General features: G+C 63.0%; 18 protein-coding genes. All 18 read right to left on the minus strand.

Annotated elements, in window-relative coordinates:
- Positions 1-12: 12 nt before the first annotated feature.
- The 18 genes from ACWGPT_RS04915 to ACWGPT_RS05000 all read right to left on the minus strand — a co-directional run bounded on the left by ACWGPT_RS04915 (position 13) and on the right by ACWGPT_RS05000 (position 21,748).
- Positions 13-801, minus strand: a complete 789-nt coding sequence (locus tag ACWGPT_RS04915; RefSeq protein ID WP_452604458.1) for a crotonase/enoyl-CoA hydratase family protein — start codon at positions 799-801, stop codon at positions 13-15.
- Positions 798-1,655, minus strand: coding sequence for a hydroxymethylglutaryl-CoA lyase (locus tag ACWGPT_RS04920; protein ID WP_452604459.1), 858 nt, complete (start codon positions 1,653-1,655; stop codon positions 798-800). Before ACWGPT_RS04920 ends, ACWGPT_RS04915 begins: the two co-directional genes overlap by 4 nt.
- The gene (locus tag ACWGPT_RS04925) at positions 1,648-3,651 is read right to left on the minus strand and encodes an ATP-binding protein (protein ID WP_452604460.1); all 2,004 of its coding nucleotides are present in this window, start codon (positions 3,649-3,651) and stop codon (positions 1,648-1,650) included. Before ACWGPT_RS04925 ends, ACWGPT_RS04920 begins: the two co-directional genes overlap by 8 nt.
- A gap of 10 nt (positions 3,652-3,661) precedes the next feature.
- Positions 3,662-5,269, minus strand: a complete 1,608-nt coding sequence (locus ACWGPT_RS04930; RefSeq protein ID WP_452604461.1) for a carboxyl transferase domain-containing protein — start codon at positions 5,267-5,269, stop codon at positions 3,662-3,664.
- A gap of 144 nt (positions 5,270-5,413) precedes the next feature.
- Positions 5,414-6,856 (minus strand): hypothetical protein, encoded by a 1,443-nt coding sequence (locus ACWGPT_RS04935; RefSeq protein WP_452604462.1) that lies wholly within the window; start codon positions 6,854-6,856, stop codon positions 5,414-5,416.
- Positions 6,857-6,969: 113 nt separating this feature from the next.
- Entirely contained in the window at positions 6,970-9,087 is a 2,118-nt protein-coding gene (locus tag ACWGPT_RS04940) for an SEL1-like repeat protein (protein WP_452604463.1), read from the minus strand.
- 331 nt (positions 9,088-9,418) lie between these two features.
- Positions 9,419-10,183, minus strand: a complete 765-nt coding sequence (locus ACWGPT_RS04945; protein WP_452604464.1) for an FkbM family methyltransferase — start codon at positions 10,181-10,183, stop codon at positions 9,419-9,421.
- Between the two features lie 157 nt (positions 10,184-10,340).
- On the minus strand, positions 10,341-11,774 hold the full coding sequence (locus ACWGPT_RS04950) for an oligosaccharide flippase family protein (RefSeq protein ID WP_452604465.1): 1,434 nt from the start codon (positions 11,772-11,774) through the stop codon (positions 10,341-10,343).
- 61 nt (positions 11,775-11,835) lie between these two features.
- Positions 11,836-12,570, minus strand: coding sequence for a hypothetical protein (locus ACWGPT_RS04955; RefSeq protein ID WP_452604466.1), 735 nt, complete (start codon positions 12,568-12,570; stop codon positions 11,836-11,838).
- A gap of 49 nt (positions 12,571-12,619) precedes the next feature.
- Positions 12,620-13,540 (minus strand): phosphoglycerate dehydrogenase, encoded by a 921-nt coding sequence (locus ACWGPT_RS04960; protein WP_452604467.1) that lies wholly within the window; start codon positions 13,538-13,540, stop codon positions 12,620-12,622.
- Positions 13,541-13,545: 5 nt separating this feature from the next.
- Positions 13,546-14,220, minus strand: a complete 675-nt coding sequence (locus ACWGPT_RS04965; protein WP_452604468.1) for an acylneuraminate cytidylyltransferase family protein — start codon at positions 14,218-14,220, stop codon at positions 13,546-13,548.
- Positions 14,221-14,235: 15 nt separating this feature from the next.
- On the minus strand, positions 14,236-15,105 hold the full coding sequence (locus ACWGPT_RS04970; protein ID WP_452604469.1) for an inositol monophosphatase family protein: 870 nt from the start codon (positions 15,103-15,105) through the stop codon (positions 14,236-14,238).
- Positions 15,106-15,111: 6 nt separating this feature from the next.
- Positions 15,112-15,738: a D-sedoheptulose-7-phosphate isomerase gene (locus ACWGPT_RS04975; protein WP_452604470.1), complete on the minus strand. Its 627-nt coding sequence runs from the start codon at positions 15,736-15,738 to the stop codon at positions 15,112-15,114.
- 31 nt (positions 15,739-15,769) lie between these two features.
- Positions 15,770-16,765 carry a hypothetical protein gene (locus ACWGPT_RS04980; protein ID WP_452604471.1) on the minus strand — a complete coding sequence of 332 codons (996 nt, stop codon included), beginning with the start codon at positions 16,763-16,765 and terminating at the stop codon, positions 15,770-15,772.
- Entirely contained in the window at positions 16,762-17,805 is a 1,044-nt protein-coding gene (locus tag ACWGPT_RS04985) for a Gfo/Idh/MocA family protein (protein WP_452604472.1), read from the minus strand. The genes ACWGPT_RS04980 and ACWGPT_RS04985 overlap by 4 nt, the downstream gene beginning before the upstream one ends.
- Before the next feature lie 258 nt (positions 17,806-18,063).
- The gene (locus ACWGPT_RS04990) at positions 18,064-19,038 is read right to left on the minus strand and encodes an NAD-dependent epimerase/dehydratase family protein (protein WP_452604473.1); all 975 of its coding nucleotides are present in this window, start codon (positions 19,036-19,038) and stop codon (positions 18,064-18,066) included.
- A 114-nt stretch (positions 19,039-19,152) separates the two neighbouring features.
- Positions 19,153-19,998 (minus strand): glycosyltransferase, encoded by an 846-nt coding sequence (locus ACWGPT_RS04995; protein ID WP_452604474.1) that lies wholly within the window; start codon positions 19,996-19,998, stop codon positions 19,153-19,155.
- A 118-nt stretch (positions 19,999-20,116) separates the two neighbouring features.
- Positions 20,117-21,748, minus strand: a complete 1,632-nt coding sequence (locus tag ACWGPT_RS05000) for a GMC oxidoreductase (protein ID WP_452604475.1) — start codon at positions 21,746-21,748, stop codon at positions 20,117-20,119.

Genomic DNA, 21,748 nt, shown 5'->3' on the forward strand with positions numbered 1-21,748 from the left:
GAGTGCGAACCTCTAACTCCGGCTCCATGGTGGAGGCTTTTTCTCGAGGAAGGCGGCAATGCCCGCCTTCGCCTCCGCTCGCTCCCAGGTATCCGCGAGGCGACGGATGGTATCGTCGATGACCGACTGGTCGATGCGGGGCCCAAGGCTGCGGACGAGGGCCTTGGCCGCGGCGACGGCAGCGGGCGCGGCCGAGAGATAGGGCAGCACCTCCGCCTCGACCGCCTCGTCGAGCCCGGCCATGGGCACGGCGCGGGCAACGATGCCGAGCAAGACCGCCTCCCCGGCGTCGAAGAGGCGGGACGACATGAGGACCCGACGGGCATTCCCCTCGCCCATCCGCGCCACGACATAGGGACCGATCGTGGCGGGGATCAGCCCCAGCCGCGTCTCCGTCAGCCCGAACCGCGTGGCGCCTTCGGCGATCGCCACGTCGCAGACGCAGGCGATGCCGACGCCACCGCCGAAAGCGCCGCCCTGGATGCGGCCGATCAGGGGCTTCGGCATGGTATTGAGTGCGTTCAGCATGAGCGCCAGCCGGCGCGCCTCGCGCATGCGGGTCTCGCAGTCGGCATCGATCTGAGTCTTCATCCAGGACAGGTCACCACCCGCGCAGAAGACTTCTCCGGCACCGGATAGGACGACGGCGCGCAGCGCCGGATCGGTGCCGACAGTCTCCGCCATCCGGGTCAGATCGTCGATCATCTGCGAGGACAGGACGTTGCGTTTTTCCGGACGGTTGAGGGTGACATAGGCGACACCCCGCTCGTCTACCCGGACATCCAGCGTCTCGTAGATCATTGCGCGCTCCTCAACCCCTTGGCAAACGCCGCCGCCTCGGCCAGCCGCCGCCGGTCGATGCCGGTCTCGAATCCCATCGACTCGACGAGTTCCACCACCGCCTCGGTGGCGACATTGCCCTTTGCGCCGGGGGCGTAGGGGCAGCCACCGAGCCCGCCCACGGAAGCATCGAAGCTGCGCAGACCGCGATCGAGACTGACCCGGATATTGTCGAGCGCCCGCCCGCCGGTGTCATGGTAATGCCCTGCCAGCCGGTCGGCCGGGACCGAGCCCAGCACCGCATCGAGCATGCGGGAGATCGTTTCGGGCGTACCCGCGCCGATCGTCTCGCCCAAGCTGATCTCGTAGCATCCCATGGCGAGCAGGCTTGCCGCGACCTCCGCCACCTTCCGCGGATCGGTCGGGCCGTCGTAGGGGCAATCGGTGACGCAGGACACGTAGCCGCGCACGGGCATGCCAGCCGCCCGGGCAGCATCGGCCACCGGACCGAGACGCGCCAGGCTTTCGGCGATCGAACAGTTGATATTGGCGCGGCTGAAGCCTTCGGATGCGGAGGTGAAGATCGCCACTTCGTCTGCGCCGGCCGCCCGCGCCGCCTCGAAGCCCTGCAGGTTGGGCGTCAGCGCCGCGTAGGAGACGCCCTCGCGCCGTTCGATGCCGCCCATCACCTCGGCCGCGTCCGCCATCTGCGGCACCCATTTCGGGCTGACGAAGCTCGTCACCTCGATCCTGGTGAAACCGCAGATCCCCAGCAGGTCCACGAGCCGGATCTTGTCGGCGGTAGCGATCATCCCCGGTTCGTTCTGCAGCCCGTCGCGGGGAGCAACCTCGAAGATCGTCACGTGCTCAGCCATCCTGCGGCTCCAGCGCCAGCAGCAGCGCTCCGCCCGCGACCTGCTCGCCCTCGCTTGCCGAGACGATCGCGACGATCCCGTCGCGGGGGGCAACGAGCGTGTGCGCCATCTTCATCGCCTCGAGGACGAGGAGTGCCTCGCCTTTTTGGACCGCAGCACCCGCTTTTGCGTAGACCGCCCGGACCATGCCCGGCATCGGGGCTATGATCGTGTCGCCTCCGGCCTGCTCCTCGTCGACATCGACAAGCGCGTCGGGCAGGCCGAAGGAGAACGAGCGCCCGCCTGCGAATACCGAGACGCGATCGTCTTCGCGAACAATCTCCGCGGGGAACTGGCGGTCGTCGACCTCGACCCTGACGCCTGTCTCGCCGGCGCTCATCACCGTCAACGTGACGCTCTTTCCGGCAACGGCGACCGTGAACCGGTCCCGGCCGTGGCAGGTCACCTCGGCCTCGATACGCTCGCCGTCATACTCCAGATGGACGAAATCGCGGGCATCCGACCAGTGACGCCAGCCGACGAGGGTGTCCCACGGATCGGGACCTTCTTTCCTGCCGAGAAGGCCAAGGCCCGCGAGCGCCGCCAGAGCCAGGACTTCGCTCGAGGGCTCCGGGCGATGGAGGAGGTCGGGGAGATCGCGGGAGATCAGGCCGGTGTCGACCTCGCCCCGTCGAAACCCCTCATGGCGGGAGAGTGCGGCAAGGAAGTCCACGTTGGTCGCTGAGCCGACGATCCTGCAGGCCTCCAGCGCGCCGGAGAGCCTGTTCAGCGCTTCGGCGCGGGTCGGTCCGTGGACGATCAGCTTGGCGATCATCGGATCGTACCACGGACCGATTTCATCTCCCTGGCGGACACCCGAATCAATCCGGACGGGGCCTCTTTCGAACGCGGCTGCGGGGGGAAAATGCAGATGCTCCAGCCGGCCGGTTGCGGGAAGGAAGCCCTTCGCGACATCCTCGGCATAGATACGCGCCTCGAAGGCCCAGCCATCGATCGCCAGATCCTCCTGCCTTACCGGCAGCGGTTCCCCTGCCGCGATCCGCAGCTGCATTTCGACGAAATCGAGCCCGGTGATCGCTTCGGAAACCGGGTGCTCCACCTGGAGGCGGGTGTTCATCTCCATGAACCAGAAGCCGTCCTCCTGCAGCGGGCCGGAGCCATCGACGATGAATTCCACCGTGCCGGCGCCGCGGTAACCGATCGCGCCTGCCGCCTCGACCGCCGCACGGCCCATGGCGTCGCGCACGGCCGGGGGCATGCCCGGCGCCGGGGCTTCCTCGATCACCTTCTGGTGGCGGCGCTGCAGCGAGCATTCCCGTTCGAAGAGATGGACGACATTGCCCTGGCTGTCACCGAAGACCTGGATCTCGATATGGCGGGGGTGAGTGACGTATTTCTCGACCAGGCAGGCCGGATCGCCGAAGCTCGCCTGGCCTTCCCGCCCTGCGCCGGCCAGGGCATCGCGGAAATCGCCGGGGTTCTGGACGAGACGCATGCCCTTGCCGCCGCCTCCCGCACGGGCCTTGATCAGCACCGGATAGCCGATCTTCTCCGCCTCCCCCGCCAGGAAATCCGGATCCTGGTTTTCGCCGTGATAGCCCGGAACGACCGGGACGCCGGCTTTCGCCATCAGCGTCTTTGCCGCATCCTTCAGCCCCATGGCACGGATGGCCGAGGCCGGAGGACCGATGAAGACGAGGCCCGCCCCCTCGACGGCCTCCACGAACCCGGCGTTTTCCGACAGGAAGCCATAGCCGGGATGGATCGCCTCGGCGCCCGTTCGCAACGCCGCCTCGATGATCCGTTCGCCCCGCAGGTAGCTGTCGGCAACCGCGGCGGAGCCGATGCGCACGGCCTCGTCGGCCATGGCGACATGCCTTGCCCGGGCATCGGCATCCGAATAGACAGCCACCGTCCCTATCCCCATGCGGGCGGCCGTCGCCATGACGCGGCAGGCGATCTCGCCCCGGTTTGCTATCAGGATCTTCTGAAACATCGCCCCGCCCTCACATCCGGAACAGGCCGAAGCGGGTGTCTTCGACCGGTGCGTTCAAGGCGGCCGAGAGGGAGAGCGCCAGGACCTCCCGCGTCTTTCGCGGATCGACGATCCCGTCATCCCATAGCCTGGCCGAGGCATAGAGCGGATGCGACTGCCGTTCGAACATCTCGATCGTCGGGCGCTTGAACTCGGCCTCCTCTTCCTCCGACCAGGCTCTTCCGGATCGCTCCAGCGCCTCCCTCCTCACCGTCGCCAGGACGCCGGCCGCCTGTTCGCCGCCCATCACGGAAATGCGCGAGTTCGGCCAGGTCCACAGGAAGCGCGGGCTGTAGGCGCGACCGGCCATGCCGTAATTGCCGGCTCCGAACGACCCGCCGACCAGGACGGTGATCTTCGGGACCTTCGTCGTCGCCACCGCGGTCACGAGCTTTGCGCCATCCTTTGCGATGCCGCCCGCCTCATAGGCGCGGCCGACCATGAAGCCGCTGATATTCTGCAGGAAGACAAGCGGGATCTTGCGCTGCGAGCAGAGCTCGACGAAATGCGCGCCCTTCAGGGCGCTTTCGGAAAACAGCACGCCGTTATTGGCGAGGATGCCGACCGGCATCCCTATGACATGCGCGAAGCCGCAGACCAGGGTGGTGCCGTAGCGGGCCTTGAACTCGTCGAAGCGCGAGCCATCGACGATGCGCGCGATCACCTCGCGAATATCGTAGGGCGTCCTGGGGTCGACCGGGACGACGCCGAGGATTTCCTCGGGGTCGTAGAGCGGAGCCTCGATGGGGGCGAGTTCCATCTGGCGCGGCTTCGTCAGGTTGAGATTGGCGACCGCACGGCGGGCGAGCGCCAGCGCATGGGCATCGTCACGGGCGAGGTAGTCCGCCACGCCGGAGAGCCGGGTATGCACGTCTCCGCCGCCGAGATCCTCCGCGGAGACCACCTCGCCCGTCGCCGCCCTGACGAGCGGAGGGCCGGCGAGGAAGATCGTACCCTGGTCGCGAACGATGATGGTCACGTCCGACATGGCCGGGACATAGGCCCCGCCCGCCGTACACGATCCCATGACGACGGCGATCTGGGCGATGCCCCTGGCCGACATGTTGGCCTGGTTGAAGAAGATGCGCCCGAAATGATCGCGGTCCGGAAAGACCTCGTCCTGCTGCGGCAGGTTCGCCCCGCCCGAATCGACGAGATAGACGCAAGGCAGGCAATTCGCCTCGGCGATCTCCTGGGCCCGCAGGTGCTTCTTGACGGTCATCGGGTAATAGGTGCCGCCCTTCACGGTGGCGTCGTTGCAGACGACCATGACCTCGCGGCCCGAGACCCGCCCGATGCCCGTCACCATGCCGGCCGAAGGGCTCGCCCCGTCATAGAGACCGTGGGCGGCGAACATGCCGATTTCGAGGAAGGGCGAGCCCGGATCGAGAAGCCTCGCGACGCGATCGCGCGGCAGGATCTTGCCTCGGGCCACATGCCGCTCCCGCGCCTGGCCACCGCCACCTTCGACCGCGAGCGCCGCAGCCTCATGGATAACGCCCATGGCCGCGGCATGCGCCTCGACATTCGCCCGGTACTGGTCGGACCGGGTGGAAAGCGACGAGGTCAGTCTTGTCATCGCGGCTCGGCTCCTTGTCTGGAGTTCGGACCGTCACGGTAACGACTTTCCGGCATGCGCGGAAGTCCGCACGGATTTGCCGGCCTAGAGGGTGGTCTTCGCAAGATCGGGGTGGGGGGTGTGTCCGTTCGCCTGTCCGTTCGATCAGGCCGGGAGCGATGACTTTGCCGCAACGGGATCCGCTCCAGCCCGTGCCGGTTTCCAGGAGGGAGTCGGGCGCCGGGACGTCCGGGCCGTATCGATGATAGCCGTTCTCCGCATCTGGTAGCCGAGAGGAAGCGCGGTCGCCGCCCAGATGTAGAAGGAGGTGACGATGCCGCCATCAACGACGCCGCCGATGAACAACAACATGAACGTCAGTCTGGTCCGCGTTATATCGAGCCTGCTGCCTGACAACCGGCCACTCACCAGCTTCAACACGATGACGGCAAGCACGATGGCGAACAGCGGAATGCCGGTGTACATCAGCAGGCGCAACAGGAGGCTCTTCGCCGTCAGGGCGACGCCGTCCTCGAGGTTCTGCCTGATTTCCCAGAGGTAGGGGGCATCTGCGAGGCGCTGAGGGAAGATGAAGACCTCGTTCGACCAGCCGATACCGATGAGCGGATTTTCTCCGGCGACCTGCAGGGCCGTCAGATTGTAGATCGCCCTCACATTTGCCGAAGCATCTTCACCGAGGCGGCTCAGGCGTTCACTCAATCCTCCCAGGATCTCGCCGTCCGTTACGACGACCAGGACAAGGCCGGTCAACACAAGGTAAGTGATTGACGCCTTGAGGAGGAAGTTCACCCGTCCGCTGAAGAAGAGCATCGCGAAGACAAACGCGAGAATAACGTAGCCGGTAATGGACTGCGAGGCGCCCGTCAGCACGGTGACGATGACGAATTTACCCCAGCGAATTTTTCCGTCCAACGGGTAGATGATCCACGGAAGGTAAAGGATGAGCAGGGTCTTCACGAATTCCGCGGGTTCGGACGTGGGGCCGTTTACTCGCTGGTAGATCGAGAAATAGGGGACGCCGCCGCGATCCTTTGCGCCCTCCACCCAGGGCCACACGGCACTGTAGAGAGCATTCGGGACAAGGTAGGACATTACCTGCACACCGGCATAGCCTACGGCAAGCCAGAAGCCGAGCATCAGGGCTGCTTCAAGCTTGCCCGGCTCCATGTATCTGGCGAGAGCAGCCGTCGTGATATAGAGCGCCGCGATCAGCAGGGGAACGATCGAGGTCACGAGTGACTTGTGCAGCGGATCAAGTCCGTAGGCGGAATAGCCCAGACTTTTCAGCCAAAAGCCGTTGATAACCGTGAACACCGCCACGGCGATAAACATCAAAAAGAGAGTGCGGAGGATATCGCCCTCCGGCCCGCCTTGAAGAAGGGTTCTGGTAAAGATGCCGCTGATCAGAACTATCAGGAACAAGGGAACGAACGGGTAAAGGGAAAGGTTGGAATCGAAATTCCCAAGAAGTCCGATGTGGCTGACGGTGCTGAAGGGAAGGCACGCGATGAATACGATGCAGAGCAGCGAAACAAGTCTGCCGCTACTGCCCTTCTCCCCCAGAGGGTCGGTCATCGACGAAGTCATGAAATCTCCAGCGCCCGGTCGCACCGGTTTCTATCAGACGGCCTTTACAATTTACCCAACCAAATGCGCCTCGCGCAATCAACGCTCCTTCGCTTGCTCTGGACGTCGATGCCTTAAAGGAGTTGGACCAGGACATCGGCGACCCGAGCATTCAGCGGCCCGAGGTCGCATTGCCCCGGGCTCATGCTCTGGCGGCAAAATGAATTGAATGCATTGACGGACTGCCGGGTAAGCATGCCATTCAGGGTGCCCGTATAAAGTCCGCGATCCTGCAGCTCCTTCTGGATAATGTAGACATAGGCATTGGGGTTGACCCAACGCAGCGTCAGGATGACGTTTGACCGCACGCCCGCCGGGGCGTCGGCAAGTTCGTCGGATAGTTGGCCAAAATCCTTTGCACTTCTTGCGGCGGCGCCTGAAATCAGGAGACGCTGGCGAACCAGTTCGCCGGACGAGAAGGCGGATGCGTATTTCTCAAGCGCCGCCCGCGCGTTCGAGAGATTTCTCGGGAACGTCCTGCCGCGACCGTCCCTGTAAACCTCCACCAGCGCACGCGCGGCGGCGTCGTTGTTCTCCTCGGCCGCGGCTGTCAGGAGCGCCAGCCCGCGTCGCGGATTGGGCGGAGAGCCCCAGAAGGCCAGATTGGCACGAACCACGACGGCATTCTTGTCGCCGGCCCGCTCAGCCTCCTGAAGAAGCCGGTCGCCGAGTTCAGGCCGGGAACTGGCCCCGAACTTCTTGAATATATGTGCCTCTGCGAGCGCGCGGACCGCGCTCGTCTGGCCGGCGTCGAAGGCCTTGCGATAATATTCCATCGAAAGCTTTGGATTTTTCGGGACGATGTAGCCATCGCGATAGGCTTCCGCCAAGCGCCGCAGACCAGTCGGATCGCCCGCTTCCGCCGCCTTTTCGTAAGCCTCGACTGCAGCACGCCCGTCGATATTGGTGAAGACGCCTTTCGCGTAATAGTCCCCCAGCAGCACCCATTTGTCGGCCTTGCTGGAATCCGCGGTCTCCGCAATCAGCGCGAGACCACGATCCGGATTCTTCTCGACCCCAAGGCCCTTGAGATAGGCTTCGCCCAGGCGTGCCTTTGCCTCGATGTCCCCCATATCGGCGGCGCGCTGATAATAGGAGGCAGCCTTCGGAAGGTCCTGGGCCACGACCTTGCCATCCCGGAACAAGTCGCCCAGCCGCACAAGCGCGCCGGTGCTTCCCGCAGCCACGGCCGTCTCGTAGTAGGATACGGCCTTGGTGCCGTCGGGAGACAGAGCGCCGCCGCGCGCATAGAGGTCGCCGAGGACCGTCGCCGCCGAGGGGTTCTTTGCAACCGCATCCTCCAGCATCTGCATGCCCTTTTGAACATCGGCGGGTACTCCGATGCCCTTGACGTAAGCGTCACCCAGTCGGACCCTTCCCCAGAACTGTCCGGAGTCGGCCGCCTGCTGGAAATAGGAAAATGCCCGGGCAGGGTCGCCGGGGACGAGGTTGCCGTCGCGATAGATTTCACCAAGACGCACCAACGCCCAGGAATGGCCCGCATCCGCGGCCTCCTGGTAATATTCGACCGCCTTCTGCGGATCAGACGGGACCACTCCTCCGTTCGCGTAGAGGTCGCCCAGGAGGTACAGCGCGCTTGCGTTCCCGTTGGCGGCAAGGTCCTCGACCAGGCTCATCCCCCTCGCGACATCAGCCTCTACGCCCCTGCCGTTCAGGTATGCCTCGCCAAGCCTGAGCGTTCCGCTGGCGATCCCCGCGTCGGAAGCCTGCTGGTAATAATCGAACGCCTTCTGCGCATCGGCCGGAACTCCCGTGCCGCGGGCGTATACATCGCCGAGGGCAACGAGGGCGCTCTTGTTCTTCAATGCGGCGGCTTCAAGGGTCTGCAGGCCACGGGCCACGTCCACGGGAACGCCCGCGCCCTTCACGTAGGCTTCGCCGATTGCAATGGCGCCCCAGTCGATCCCAGCGTCCGCAGCCTTCTGGAAGTAGGATACGGCCCTGGGCGGGTCTGCCGGCACGAGGGATCCATCCCGGTAGATCTCGCCAAGCCGGACGAGCGCCCCGTTATTGCCGCCCGCAGCCGCCTGCTCATAGAAAGCGACCGCCTTTGGTCCATCTATCGGGATGGGTCCGCCCCGAGAATAGAGATCGCCGAGCGCGCGCTGTGCCTTTGTATCGCCAGCGCCGGCGAGCTTCGTCAATTCCTCAAGAGCGCTGACCGATTGCATCTCCTGTCCGGAGGCGGCCCTCTCAGAGAGCTGGTTGATCACTGCCTGATCGACGGCAGGTCTGTCCTGTGCCCGGATATCATGAACAGGGACCAGCAATAACGATGCGCAGGTCGCCCAAAGCAATGTGGAGGCCGATATCCTTGACATGATGCACGGTTCCTTCGTCGTTGACCGGTAGGGGCATCCGGCGCGTAGCGTGGCCGAAGAGAAATCGTAACAGCCCTCGACGCCGATGCAACCTTGGTCAATAGATCGTGATTGGGCGCGGTGTAGAGCACCGTTGGGCTTTGGGCCTGGGTTTGGCGAGATTGCAGACGGCCCCGGAAGGTCAGAGGTACGGGCGTATCGCCTGCCTGAGTTTCAGCAGTCCCGGTACCTGACGCAACATGCGTTTCGCATATTCGCGACGGGCCATCGCGCCCATCCGTTTCTGGGAAAGCCCGCGCGCGAAATAGGTATGTCCAGCGAGCTTCACCGCGCCGAATCCCGCCTGCCTTAGCAGCTTGATGCAGTCGTCTGCATATTTGCCGCCATTGCCCCACGGATGCAATTCGATGAAAAATCCCACTGCATTGTCAGAGGCCAGCAGTTCGCGTGCTCCCGCTAACGCAAGGTACTCGGAACCTTCGACGTCCATCTTTATGAGAATGGACTTCCGCTTTTCGCTCCCCAGCAGCGAGTCAAGCGTTGTGGACTGAACCTCCACCGTCCGCCAGGCATCGCCGCGCCCCGCGATCGGGGTCAGGGAACCGCTCACATTGCTGTCCGTCACGCTGAAGCTTACTCTTCCGGCTTTGTCCGATATTGCCGCATGGACAGGTTCTATCTGCCGGTTTGACGCTTTCGCCCAGCCCGCCGACACCTCGACCAGGCGCTCGTATCTTACAAGATCGGCCTCGACGCTGATGATGGATGCGCCAGGCCGCATCTTCTCATTGGCGAACTTGGTATATTGTCCGAGGCTGGCGCCTAGATCGACGAAAAGATCCGCCTCCCTCAAATAAGGCTCGATCAACCTTAGCTCATCAGCCTCGATCGCATTGGGACCGAAGTAGTCTCGTTCCAGTATGCTGTAGATCTCCCGCCTCTCCAAACCCGCCTCCCCGGAAATGGATCACGCTTCTTTAGTAAATCCTCATAATTCTATGGCGTCAATGGCGAGTTCAAAGTGGACCTCCGCATCGATGGACGACTTACCTTACCAAGAGCGAAATACGCCCACATCCGCAGACAAACTCGAACTGCGGCGACTATTTTGTTAGGGAGCGTCGTCTGGAAAAGAAGTAGATACCTATAATGCCCGACAGATAGGCTAGCATCAACGAGGTCGATCCCGCGAGCTCGCCAAGCTGGGGAGGCCCCGGTAGGTCGGCCATCATCTGACGAAGAGGCTCCGAGACAACTACGGCGGCGACAGCGCACGCGTAGACCGGCATCAAAAACCGTACATATAAGCCGAAGCGAATCTTGACGACGGTGCAAAGCCAATAGACTGCGCCCAGCCGAAGGCTTGCTACAACAAGCAGTACGATTGAGACGCCGAGGAGATCAAGCTCCAACACCCAAGCCACGCCTGACACAAGAAACCAGAGCAGCGAGTAAAAAAGGCTCCACTTCCATCCCGCGTCCGGCCGACCAACAGCCCGAAAGGTGCTGAAAACCGTGTTGCCGGTGGCATCGAAAATCTGGCGAGCCACCAGAAGCAGAAATACGTTCACCACATAGTCATCTGTCTGGATATTCAGAAGGTCCAGAATGAAGATGGGGGCTCCATACATCGCTATCAGAGGCGCAATGACTAGCCCATTGGAGAAGTAGGATGTGTTGAGAACAGTAGTTTGAACGCGGCCCTTATCGTGGGCCGACCGCCTGACCATCGGGAGCAAAACTATGTTGGCGATCCGACCCAGCTGAGACGTGATTAAGTATACGAACTGCGATATTGCGACGAATAGTGATGTCTGGGTCGCCGGAAGGACAAGACCCAGCAGCAGAACAAGACCTTGCGTGACGAAAACGGCCAGGTTTGCCTCGAGAAGCAAGTGGCGCCCTACCTTAAACACTCTTCGCGCCGCACTAATGCTAGGCCGACCCTTGAGTCTGCCGGACCTTGCGGCCATCGACAGAAGGGCGAAAATCGGTCCACTCAAACCTTGGATGCAGAGCAATCCAATTACCGTATCGACGAAATAGGCAAGCGCTGTTGCAATGCCCCCCGCCATGAGGACTGCTGCCGTCTGAAGCTTAGCAATTCTCGAAAACCGCATTTGGCGTTGCAGCATGGAAAACTCAACGCCTCCCAAAGCCGAGAGCGGCGCGAGCCAGAGCAGGGTTTGGAGTCCGGCTTGTAGGCCGGTGATATTGCTGTAGATCGCCCCGAGGACTGGGCTTAACAAAAATACTATTAGCCCAATGGCTGCAGACAGTCCTATTGCGATCACCTGCGCACTCATGACGTCATCCGAGGTGATCCGACGCATGTCGATTAGTGGCTGGGCAGCAAGACTTTGGCCGCTCGCATAGCTTATCCCCCAGAAGAAACTTGCGATTGCATAAACTGCAAGCTCACTTCCGGTTGCCTGACGGGCAATAATTACGAATGCGGCAAGCCCAATAATTCCTCGAAGAACAACCGTTGCTCCGCTGCTGAAGAAAGCCAAGGCAACGGTTGAATCTTTCTTCATGGTTCAATTAGCCTCTGGTCATCAGTCATATGCAAAATGCTTGAAGGATGAGGCAGCATCATCACGCAAAAGGGATGTGGATGCGTTTCTCCCCCGCAAGGATCGTCACGCTGTCCCCTCCCGTGACCGGTACCGCCTTCACCAGTCCGGCGGTGGCGATCCATTGGCCGGGGGAAAGGGGTGCAGCGAGGGATCTGGCAAGCTTGAGGAACGCCTTCGTCGCGCCGAGCGGGCCGCCGATGACGTTGTGGCTTCCACCCTCCGCGAGTTCGGCGCCGGCCTTGCCGAAGCGCAGGACCACCTTGTCGAGCAGGATCGCGTCGTAGGGGCGGATATCGCCGACCCAGATCAGACCGGCACCGGCGCGGTCGACGATCTGTCCGGCGAGCGTCTTCTTGGCGGCGTCGGGAAGGACGGAGGCCGGGATCTCGACGCCGAGGCCCATGCGGGAGAAGACGGCATTGCCTTCCCCGTCGGGAAGCGAGCCGAGTTCCAGCATGATCTCCGGTTCCGCGAGCGGCGATACAAGGCCTGTCAGGTCAACCGGGGTCGAGCCCAGGATGAGCTCGCGGCGCGACAGGGCGCCGAAGAAGGGCACGGTATTGCCGAAGGCTGCCTGCGACCACGGATTGGCGCCGCCGATCTTCCAGGCCGCGACGTCTTCGGGCGGGATGAGGCCGAAGGCCAGCCGGTAGGCTTCCGCAAGATCGTCCGGCAGGTCCGTGACCTCCACGCTTGCGTGGCGGCCCTCCCGGCGCGCGGCTTGCAGTTCGGCTTTCAGTCGGTCGTAGGTCACGTCATTGCTCCGGAAAGGTGGTTCCACGCAAGATGCGTGGAACCGGCCGTCAAAGGCCGAGATGCCTGTAAAGGTTGGAGAGTGTGTTCTGATGGACCACTTCGATCGCCTGGACGGTCGAATTGGCGTTGTGGCTCGAGACGACGACATTGTCGAAGGAGAGCAGCGGATGGTCCATCGGTACCGGCTCCTGTTCGAAGACGTCGAGCGCCGCCGCGCTCACCTTGCCGCTTGCGAGCGCATCCGTCAGCGCCGCCTCGTCGATGATGCCGCCGCGCGCCACGTTGACGATCATGACATCGTCGCGCATGGCCGCGAAGGCATCGGCATCGAGGAGATGGTAATTCTCCTTGGTCAGGTTGCAGCAAAGCGAGATCACGTCCGAGCGGGCAAGGAGCGCCTCGAAGGTCACGAGTTCGGTTCCGTCCGGTGCTTCCCTGAGGAATGGATCGTGGGCGATGACGGTCATTCCCATGCCGCGCGCGCGCTGGCCGAGGCCCTGGCCGATCGCGCCATAGCCGACGATCCCCATCGTACCGCCCGCAAGGCCGATATAGCGGCCCTTCGGCCATTTTCCGGCGCGGATGCTGCGGTCCGTCAGAGCCACCCGCCGCGATGCGGAAAGCAGGATGCCGATCGCATATTCGCTCACCGCATCACGGAAGGCGCCCGGCGAATTGCAGATCGGAATGCCGAGTTCGCGGGCGGCCGCCAGATCGATGCTGTCGATGCCGGTGCCCCATTTGGAGATGACCTTGAGGCGCGGAAGGAAGGCTTCGAGAACGGTCCTCGTGATCCTGTCGTCGCCGGCGAGCCAGCCATCCACCGTGCCGGCATATTCCAGGCACTGGCCTTCGTCCATGAACTGGTTGACGACCGGCCAGACCGGCTCCAGCCCCTTTTCGCGCAATGCCGCGTCGAAGCGGTCACGCTCGTTGATCATCATGATATTGGAGACGAGGACACGCAATCTATTCATCCTTCATGCTTGCGGAAGACGCTCATCAGAGCTTCGGCGACGTCGAGATCAAGCTGCGTCTTGATGACGTGGCCGGAAATGGAGCTGACCGGGAAGAAGCCGATCGAGCCGTTATAGGTGCCGATCCCGCCGGCTTCGACCGCCTCCACATAGGGCCGGGTGCGCCAGCCGGTGATCGACCAGGTGATCCGCTGGACCGGCGTCAGGTCCTGCGAATTGGTCTTTTCGGCAAAGGTGAAGTTGACCGGCCGGCCCTCGTAGGCCACCTCGATCTGGTCCTCTATGCAGGAGAGCAGGACATCGTGGCCCGATCCGGTGAAGGTGGCGGTGAACTCCTTCACCTCCGTCGCCGAAAGGAGCGGCGCGATCGAATGGACCTGCACGATTGCGTCGCATTCGACATTCTTCATGAAGTCGTAGACGAACTGCTCGGACGTGGCGACGGAATTGCCGAGATCCTCCGGGCGCTGGTAAAATTTCGCGCCGTAGCTCTCCGCCACCGCGCCGATCTCCGCGCTCTCCGAATTGACATAGACCGCATCGAAGCAGGCGGCCTCGAAGCATTTTTCGATCGCGTGGGCGATCAGCGGCTTGCCGTCCAGCAGGGCGAGGTTCTTCTTCTTCAGACGCTGGCTGCCCAGGCGGGCGGGGATCATTGCGACGACTTTCATGACATTCTCCAGAAGTTACCTTGGCGCGCCCGCGCCCGGCGCGCCGGCCTGCGATACGGAAGGGGGCTGCGACCGGGCCAGCTGCCCGGCCAGTTCGTCGAAGAGTTCGGCGCGGGTGCACAGGCTCATCTGCGGCGCATCGGCGGGCGGCCGGGCGTTGCCGCTGTAATGGCCGTATACAAGTCCGGCTTCGCGCGCGATGAGGCTGCCGGCGAGGTCATCCCAGGACCGGGCTTCGTAGGACGCCACGAATTTCAGGCTGCCCTCGGCGGCGTGACAGAGCTGCAGGGCCTGGCTGCCGAGGTTGCGGAGCTTCCAGCCGGTCATCAGATCGGCCAGGACTGCGGGGGCATGTGTCGCGAGATTGCGGACGAGGCCGGAACTCAGGGCGCCTAGCCTCGCCTTGTTGTCGGCGACGACGAGAGGCCTGCCGTCGCGCATCGCGCCGCCGCCCTTGCGGGCCGAATAGGTTACCGAGCGGGGCACATCGCGGATCGCCGCGAGAACCGGTATCCCGTCCTCCAGCAGCACGACGGCCACGCCATAGAAGGGCAGGCCGGCGACGAAATTGACCGTGCCGTCCAGGGGATCGACCAGCCACACATGGCGGCGCGACATGTCGATGCCGGCGAAATCCTCCTCGCCGACAACCTCGGAGCCTGGAAGAAGGGCGGGCAGTTCGGCGACGAGACGTTGCTGCATCAGGTAGTCGATCGACGTCACGAGATCGATGCCGTCATCTCCCTTGTCGCTGACGACCGCCGTGTCGCCGAAAACCCCATCGGCAACCGTTTCGACAAGCTCGACCAGCCGCAGCCGCAACGCATCGGTGACCCGGTTCTCCCGGGAATTCCAATCCGGTTCTCCGATAGGGGGCGCGCCCACGACGGATCAGAACTTGCGCTGGCCGATGAGGCCGTGATCCATGTTCGTCATGCGAAGGAACTGGGTGATGATGTGGATAAAGGCCATGTGGACATCTTCGACGACGCCGTAGTTCTGTGCATCGACATGGGCGTTGATATCCGCCGACTGGCGCGAGCGGCCGCCGCTGAAGCCGGTGAAGGAGATCGTCTTCATGCCAATGTCCTTCGCGACCTCGATCGCACGAACGACATTGGGGGAGTCGCCGGAGGAGGAGACGGTCCAGAGAAGGTCGCCCGGACGCGCCATGGAGGTGAGCTGGTAGGCGAAGACCTCCTCGTAGGAAATGTCGTTGGCGAGCGCCGAGTTCAGTTCGGTGTGCGCGGCCAGGGACATGACGCGGGGCCGCAGCCCGGTATCGGTCCGGACGCATTTCAGGAAATCGCAGAGCGAGTGGTTTGCGATGCCGGCGGAGCCGCCGTTGCCGCAGATATAGATGAAACCATCGCTGGCGATGGTTTCCGAGAGGGCGTCGGCGATCCGGTCCAGTACAGGCAGATCAAGCGCACGGGTGGCCTGGTAGAGGGTCTCGAAATAGGACTTCGCGAACGAAGAGCAGGTATCAAAGGGCGAGGCGGGAAACAGGCTGCTCATTGAAGACACCTTTTGAAAATAAGTTGACTGATCAGACTTCGAGCACGACGCGCATCACACCCGAGCGCAGGCTGCGCTGCAGCAGGACCTGGAGATCCTGCAGCCTGTCGCGATTGGCTTCCCGGAAAAAGCTCGACCAGAATGGCATGTCGTTGCTCGTCGGTTCGTTGAAGTAGGATTTGAGGATGGCGGCGTCGAGACGGCCGGGTGTCGAGATCTCGAGGCACCGGAACCCGACATCCTCCGACAGCATGCGGAAGCCCTGTACGGAGAAGAGGTTGAGGCGGTCGAGCGCGACGAAGCTCGGTGATTCCGCACCCAGAATCTCGTATTCGAGGCCATCGGCGCAGGAGGTCGAGACAAAGACCAGCGAGCCGGGGGCGAGATTATCCCTGAGGACCTGCAGCAGGCGGCGCGGGGAATGGCTGCGATCGATTTCGGCCTGGATCAGGACAGCTTGGAAGGGCCGTGTCGACAGGACCCGCGACAGGTCGGCAAAGGGCGCGTCATCCCTCCCGCCGTCCTTGAGCAAGGGAACATGCCGCCAATGGCGTTCGCTGTTGCTGAGATTGATGACGGCTTCCGCAAATCCGGGCGCATGGCTGTCGAAGCGGTAGTCCAGCAGTTCGATCAAGGGGCGCTCGTAGCGCGCGGAGGAAAGCCGGATCCAGTTCAGGATGGAGGTGAATTCCTGCAGCCGGTCGTCGGTGACGCCCGGCGGCTGCACGAGTTCGCAGCGAAGACCATCGAGCACGGCCTGATCCGGCGCCCGCGCGGCATAGATCGTGTTGCAGCGCTGGCAGCGGAAGAAGGAAAGCCGGCCAAGCAGGAAATGCCTCGGCCTGCCCGACGGGCCACAGGCCGGGCATTCCTTGTCGTGCCATGTAACCTCCGGGTCCCTCAGCAAGGACAGGAGCTGCTGTTCGCGCTCGAGGAGATAGGGTGCGGCGTGACGGTTACGGATGTCGGTAACATCCGGCAGGTTGTCCAGGAAGACGGGGCTGTGGAGCACGTTGCCGCTGGTCATTCTGCCGCCCCGATCTTCGCTTCGAGGATCTCCCGCTGCTGCCAACCGGGATCGGCCGCGTAGATGGTCTCGACGAGCTTCATCACATCATAGGCCTGCTGGACCGTGCCCTTCCGGATCGGCTGGCCGTCAGCGACCGCCTCGTGGAACTCGGCCATTTCCTTGTCCCATGAGCGATCCTCGGTATAGCGGATTTCCTGGCATTCGGGATTCGGCAAGGGGCTTCCATCGGCCCCGAACCTGTTCAGCGCCACTTGCAGCACCTCCGTTCCGTAGCTTCCGGAGGCGGACAGGATGCCATCGACGGAGACGAAGCCGTTCTTCAGGTAGAGTTCCAGCTTGAAGGTGTGGCGCCACTGGGTCGCCGAGGAATGGACAGTCGCGACGACGCCGGTCGGCGAGGTCATCAGGGCAAAGGCATTGTCCTCGACGTCCGCGGACTTCCAGAACTTCCGCTGCACGACCGATTTCACCTCGGGGAAGCTTCCCGCGAACATCAGGAGCAGGTCCAGCATATGGATGCCCTGGTCGATCAGGATGCCGCCGCCCGAAAGCTCGGGATCGTTACGCCAGTTCGCCGAATAGTTGACGCCACCGGCCTTACCGTAGACGCCGCGCATGAAATAGAGCTCGCCGAGCGCGCCCGACGAGATCAGGCGGTGGGCCTCCTCGACGGCGTCGTGGAAACGGTGGTTGAAGCCGAACTTCAGGACAAGGCCCGGGCTTGCCGCTGCCGCCTCGGCCATTAGCCTGACATCGCCGCTGTGGCGGCCGGGCGGCTTCTCGGAGAAGACGTGGCACCCGCGGTTGAGCGCATTGCAGACCACAGTCGGAATGAAGCGGTTGGGAACCGAGCAGACGATGACCTGCGGATCGTGACGGTAGACGTCGTCCGGATTGCCGTAGAGGGGTATGCCGATATCGCGGTCGGTATTGACGTCGGAGGCGGCGACGACCTCGTAGCCGCCGTGCCGCTCCATCGCCGCACGACGGATTTCCCCCATCTTGCCGTAGCCGATAATCGCCGTGCGTAGTGCCATGTCATTCAATCCGCGTTGCGCATCCGGCCGTCGTACCCCCACAAAGGAAGGGCTGTAACCCCAGGACTTCGTCAGCGTGCGGCAGTATGAAGACTTGGCGACAGTTTTTCTGTGCCGGCAACTGATTTTCCCTCAGGTTCCAAATATTTGTATGCGCGTCCGTTGTAAATGCAATTTCCGCAATAGTGTAAACGGGGGCAGTTTTAGCCCCTGCTTGCAATGCGCCCGGCTCGGAGTCGCCCCGCCTTCGGCGCGACGTCAGACGAACCGGCCGCCGGGAGACTCCTCCCGCCAACGGCGCAATGCCGCCGGAAGGTCGGTCGAAAACACAAATCCATTCTGCGTCAGCCATTCAGGAACGATATGCGTATCCTCGTAGAGCTTGCGGATGCGCTGGCGATGGATCGAGTTCCTGAACCCAAGCGCATTCGCCGCTTCAAAGGGGATTGCAGCGGCATTGAGCATGGCCACCGGCATCACGCCCCAGGGCCTGGAAAAGCCAGCAACCTGTTCAAAGGCCTCAACGATTTCCTTTATCGTGTACGGATAGGGATAGGCGAAGTTGTAGAGGATATCGTTCTTCCCGTGGTCGAGGGCGAAGGTGAAGGACTCCACGAGGTCCCCCACATAGCCGGCGCTTTTGACGGTGTCGCTCCGCCCGGCATAGACGAACATCCTCTTTTGAAGTGCGCGCGCGAGGCGCGTGTAGTTGCCATCGTCCCGATATCCGAAGATCACGGCCGGCCGGCAGATCACCAGCTTGCGCGTCGCGTCCCGCTCCCGCCAGCCGCGATGGAGGGTTTCGGCGATCATCTTCGATGCGCCGTAGGGATTTACCGGGTTGAGGGCACTCTTCTCGGTCTTCGGTTCCTCGCCCGGACCGTAGACAGACATCGTGCTGGTAAAGACGATCGCCTGCGCGCCGGTCGTTTCGGCGAAATCGATGATCCGCTGCGAACTCACGACGTTGTTGACGTAGTAGTCCTGATCCGGGTGGCCGGGATAATTCCGGTGAGCCGCGAGGCTGTATACGACCGAGCCTGTCGCTCCGAGACCAGGATCCAGCTCGTCGCAAAGGTCGGCCGTGACATAGTCTACGCCCCTAAGCCTTTCCGGCGGCGGAGCGATATCGATGGATATCAATCTCCGATGGCGCCGAGTGGAAACAAGGTGCTTGAGAAGGTGGCCGCCGATGAAGCCACTTCCTCCCATGACGATCCCGAGTTCAGACATCTTATTCCTAATAACAAAGATAACCCAAGTAACAATACAATATATCTACGTTAATTCGGGGTTTTTCGACCGACTTGCATGGCCATGTGGTTGGCGCCTGCCGCTGAACACGAACTAACCTTTTATCGCGCGCTGCCGAATTCCGCTTCCGTAGATCTTTCTTACGATCGCGTTCGGCATGCATCTTATTGCAAACCGCGCCAGAGGATAGACGTATTGCGGAGTGAAAACCCCGTAATTGATATGGGTTGCCTTGCCGTACCACGTCAGTTCCGCAAGACCGCGCCTGAATGACGTCCGGCGATGGAAGAAATCCCGGCTGACGCGCCAGTAGAACAGGAAGTCCTCGATGTTGGCGACCTTTACGCCCCTGCCGAGCAGAAGGACGATGAAGGCGGCGTCCTCGGTCAGATAGGCGGCCGGATAGCGCGCCTCCGGATCGCGAAGGATAGAGCGGCGGATGCAGAAGGTCGGATGCAGGATCGACGTCATCCTCGACATCAGCCGGGCGACATCCTGCGGATCGGTCGCGAACTCCCGCTTGCCGACGATCTCGCCCTCCTCGTCGATGTCATAGGCCTGGCAACCGATCAGCCCGATCTCTGGATGGCTGTCCATGTACGCCGCCTGGACCGCGAACCGGCGGGGATGGCTGATGTCGTCGCCATCCATGCGGAAGACGAGCTCTTCGTCCTCGAGCACATCGATCAGGCTGTTCAGGGACCTGGCGAGGCCGAGATTTTCGCTGTTGCGGACAATCCTGTGAAACCTCGTCCCGTTGGCGCTCAGGTAGGCTTCGTGCTCCTGGGGAAGATCGCCATCGATGCAAAGATATATGCGGATCGACGCATCGGTCTCCTGGGTCTCGATCGAACGGATCGCCAGTTCGAAATAGTCCAGCCGATCCGAGCGGTAGAGCGTCGTCAGCACCGCGAATTGTCGTGCAGGATTGTGTCCCATCGGCCCCAGCCTCACCCTTCCCCATCGTGGATCTTCCAGACCCGCCCATTATGCGGGATAGACCGCGGCATGCCCCGCCGCGTGGTTTGGTTCGCGGGCCCGTCGGCGCGCCGCCGCATCATGGCGCGGCCTCGCGCCTGAGATGCTCCGCCAGCCGGAAGGCGAGCGCCACGGCCATCAGGGTCGGGTTGGCGTAGCCCGAAGTCACGAAGACCGAGGCGCCCGCAACATGGAGGTTGGGGATGCCGAAGACGGTGCAATTCCTGTCGACGACGCCGTCCCGCGGGTCCGACGCCATGCGCGTCGTGCCGATATGGTGGCCGCCCTGGGGCACGAAGCCCGTCTCGATCTCGGATGGCGAATAGAGATATTCTCCGACCCCGGCTTCCTCCACCGCGTCGGCGAAATGCCGGGCCGACCGGGCAAGCCCGTCAAGCGTCCTCTCGCCGGGCCGCCAGTCGAGCGTGATCAGGGGCATGCCATAGCGGTCCACGCGGTCTGAGAGGCCGATCCGCGACTGCCGGTCGGGGAACTGTTCGGCGTTGATCTCCATCGGGTATGTGCGATTGGCGGTGAGAAGGAAAACGGAGGGAAGCTTGCGGTCGGCGAGGATGCGCCTGCGCACCCAGTTCTGCCCGAAGGCGGCAAGCTCCAGCGGACTGCGGAGGATGTTGAGAAGGTGAGCGGTCGCCGGGTGGGCGGACCGCGTCCCGTCGGGCCGCCCGCCCCCCTGGACGCTCAGGCGGTAGGCGTATTCGCGGGCGACAAGCGATTTCGCGAAGTGCATCGCCGACAGGACCGGGCTACGGTGGCCCGCATCCCAGATGGGCGCAATGTTCGGCCTCCAGGTGGCGCCCGGCAGGCCCTCGCTCGCCCGCAAGCTCTCCGACAGCTTCATGAGCGTGCGGGCGTAGGTCCCGTCCGGGGTAAGCCGGTAGTCGAACTTCGCCTGGTCGATGCTTGCCGAGAGCTTCAGGGCTCCTACATCGCCGATCAGGTGGGTCATGTAATAGCGGCCGACATTGTCGTGCTGATTGCCGGCGCCCGCGGGCAGGACGCTTCGGGACGAGAGCAACAGCCGCGCATTCTCGATCCCGCCACCGGCGAGGACGACATGCCTCGCCCGCAACCTCGAGGCCAGGCCCGATTGCGTACCGACGATGTCCAGTTCGCGGATCCTGCCGCTCTCCGGTTCGACCACCAGTTCCCGGACCAGCGTGTTGCGGTGGATGACCACATTATCGCGGGCCGCGAGATCGCTGCCCGTCTTCTTCCAGAGGTTGGTGGGCTTGGAGAAACGCTCGATGAAATCGAGATCAAGCGTGCTTCCCTCGCGGTTCATCAGCATCGGCGCGGGAAAGGCGCTCTCATCGAAGACAGGATCGCCGGCGTCGAGAAAATCGAGCGCCCGCGGCATAAAGGGCTGGACGTCGTCATAGCCGATCGGCCAGCCCGGCCGGTCCGCCAGCGGCTCCATGTCGATCCGGTCGAAGGGGAGGCAGCGGCCGCCCCAGACGGTGGAGCTTCCCCCCAGCACACGCCTGCGGAACAGATAGGCGTCCGGATGGGCGGGCGGGGATTTCATCGTCGCCGCGAGGCTCTCCTTCTCCTCCTCGGGAGACTGGCGCAGCCCGCCCGCTTCGATCACCGCTATGCGGAGCCTCGTCGCCGCAAGCGCGCTCGCCATGGCAAGCCCCACGGGACCCGAGCCGATGATCGCAACGTCAACATCATCCGGCTTCGGGTTCAT

The organism is Pseudorhizobium sp. NPDC055634 (genome assembly GCF_053618655.1).

Excerpts from the sequence above, each read along its gene's own strand:
- ACWGPT_RS04935 (WP_452604462.1), bottom strand. The coding sequence starts at position 6,856 with ATGACTTCGTCGATGACCGACCCTCTGGGGGAGAAGGGCAGTAGCGGC.
- ACWGPT_RS04940 (WP_452604463.1), bottom strand. The coding sequence starts at position 9,087 with ATGCAATCGGTCAGCGCTCTTGAGGAATTGACGAAGCTCGCCGGCGCT.
- ACWGPT_RS05000 (WP_452604475.1), bottom strand. The coding sequence starts at position 21,748 with ATGAACCCGAAGCCGGATGATGTTGACGTTGCGATCATCGGCTCGGGT.
- ACWGPT_RS04990 (WP_452604473.1), bottom strand. The coding sequence starts at position 19,038 with ATGTCTGAACTCGGGATCGTCATGGGAGGAAGTGGCTTCATCGGCGGC.
- ACWGPT_RS04925 (WP_452604460.1), bottom strand. The coding sequence starts at position 3,651 with ATGTTTCAGAAGATCCTGATAGCAAACCGGGGCGAGATCGCCTGCCGC.
- ACWGPT_RS04975 (WP_452604470.1), bottom strand. The coding sequence starts at position 15,738 with ATGAGCAGCCTGTTTCCCGCCTCGCCCTTTGATACCTGCTCTTCGTTC.
- ACWGPT_RS04965 (WP_452604468.1), bottom strand. The coding sequence starts at position 14,220 with ATGAAAGTCGTCGCAATGATCCCCGCCCGCCTGGGCAGCCAGCGTCTG.
- ACWGPT_RS04930 (WP_452604461.1), bottom strand. The coding sequence starts at position 5,269 with ATGACAAGACTGACCTCGTCGCTTTCCACCCGGTCCGACCAGTACCGG.
- ACWGPT_RS04995 (WP_452604474.1), bottom strand. The coding sequence starts at position 19,998 with ATGGGACACAATCCTGCACGACAATTCGCGGTGCTGACGACGCTCTAC.
- ACWGPT_RS04920 (WP_452604459.1), bottom strand. The coding sequence starts at position 1,655 with ATGGCTGAGCACGTGACGATCTTCGAGGTTGCTCCCCGCGACGGGCTG.
- ACWGPT_RS04950 (WP_452604465.1), bottom strand. The coding sequence starts at position 11,774 with ATGAAGAAAGATTCAACCGTTGCCTTGGCTTTCTTCAGCAGCGGAGCA.
- ACWGPT_RS04980 (WP_452604471.1), bottom strand. The coding sequence starts at position 16,765 with ATGACCAGCGGCAACGTGCTCCACAGCCCCGTCTTCCTGGACAACCTG.
- ACWGPT_RS04985 (WP_452604472.1), bottom strand. The coding sequence starts at position 17,805 with ATGGCACTACGCACGGCGATTATCGGCTACGGCAAGATGGGGGAAATC.
- ACWGPT_RS04915 (WP_452604458.1), bottom strand. The coding sequence starts at position 801 with ATGATCTACGAGACGCTGGATGTCCGGGTAGACGAGCGGGGTGTCGCC.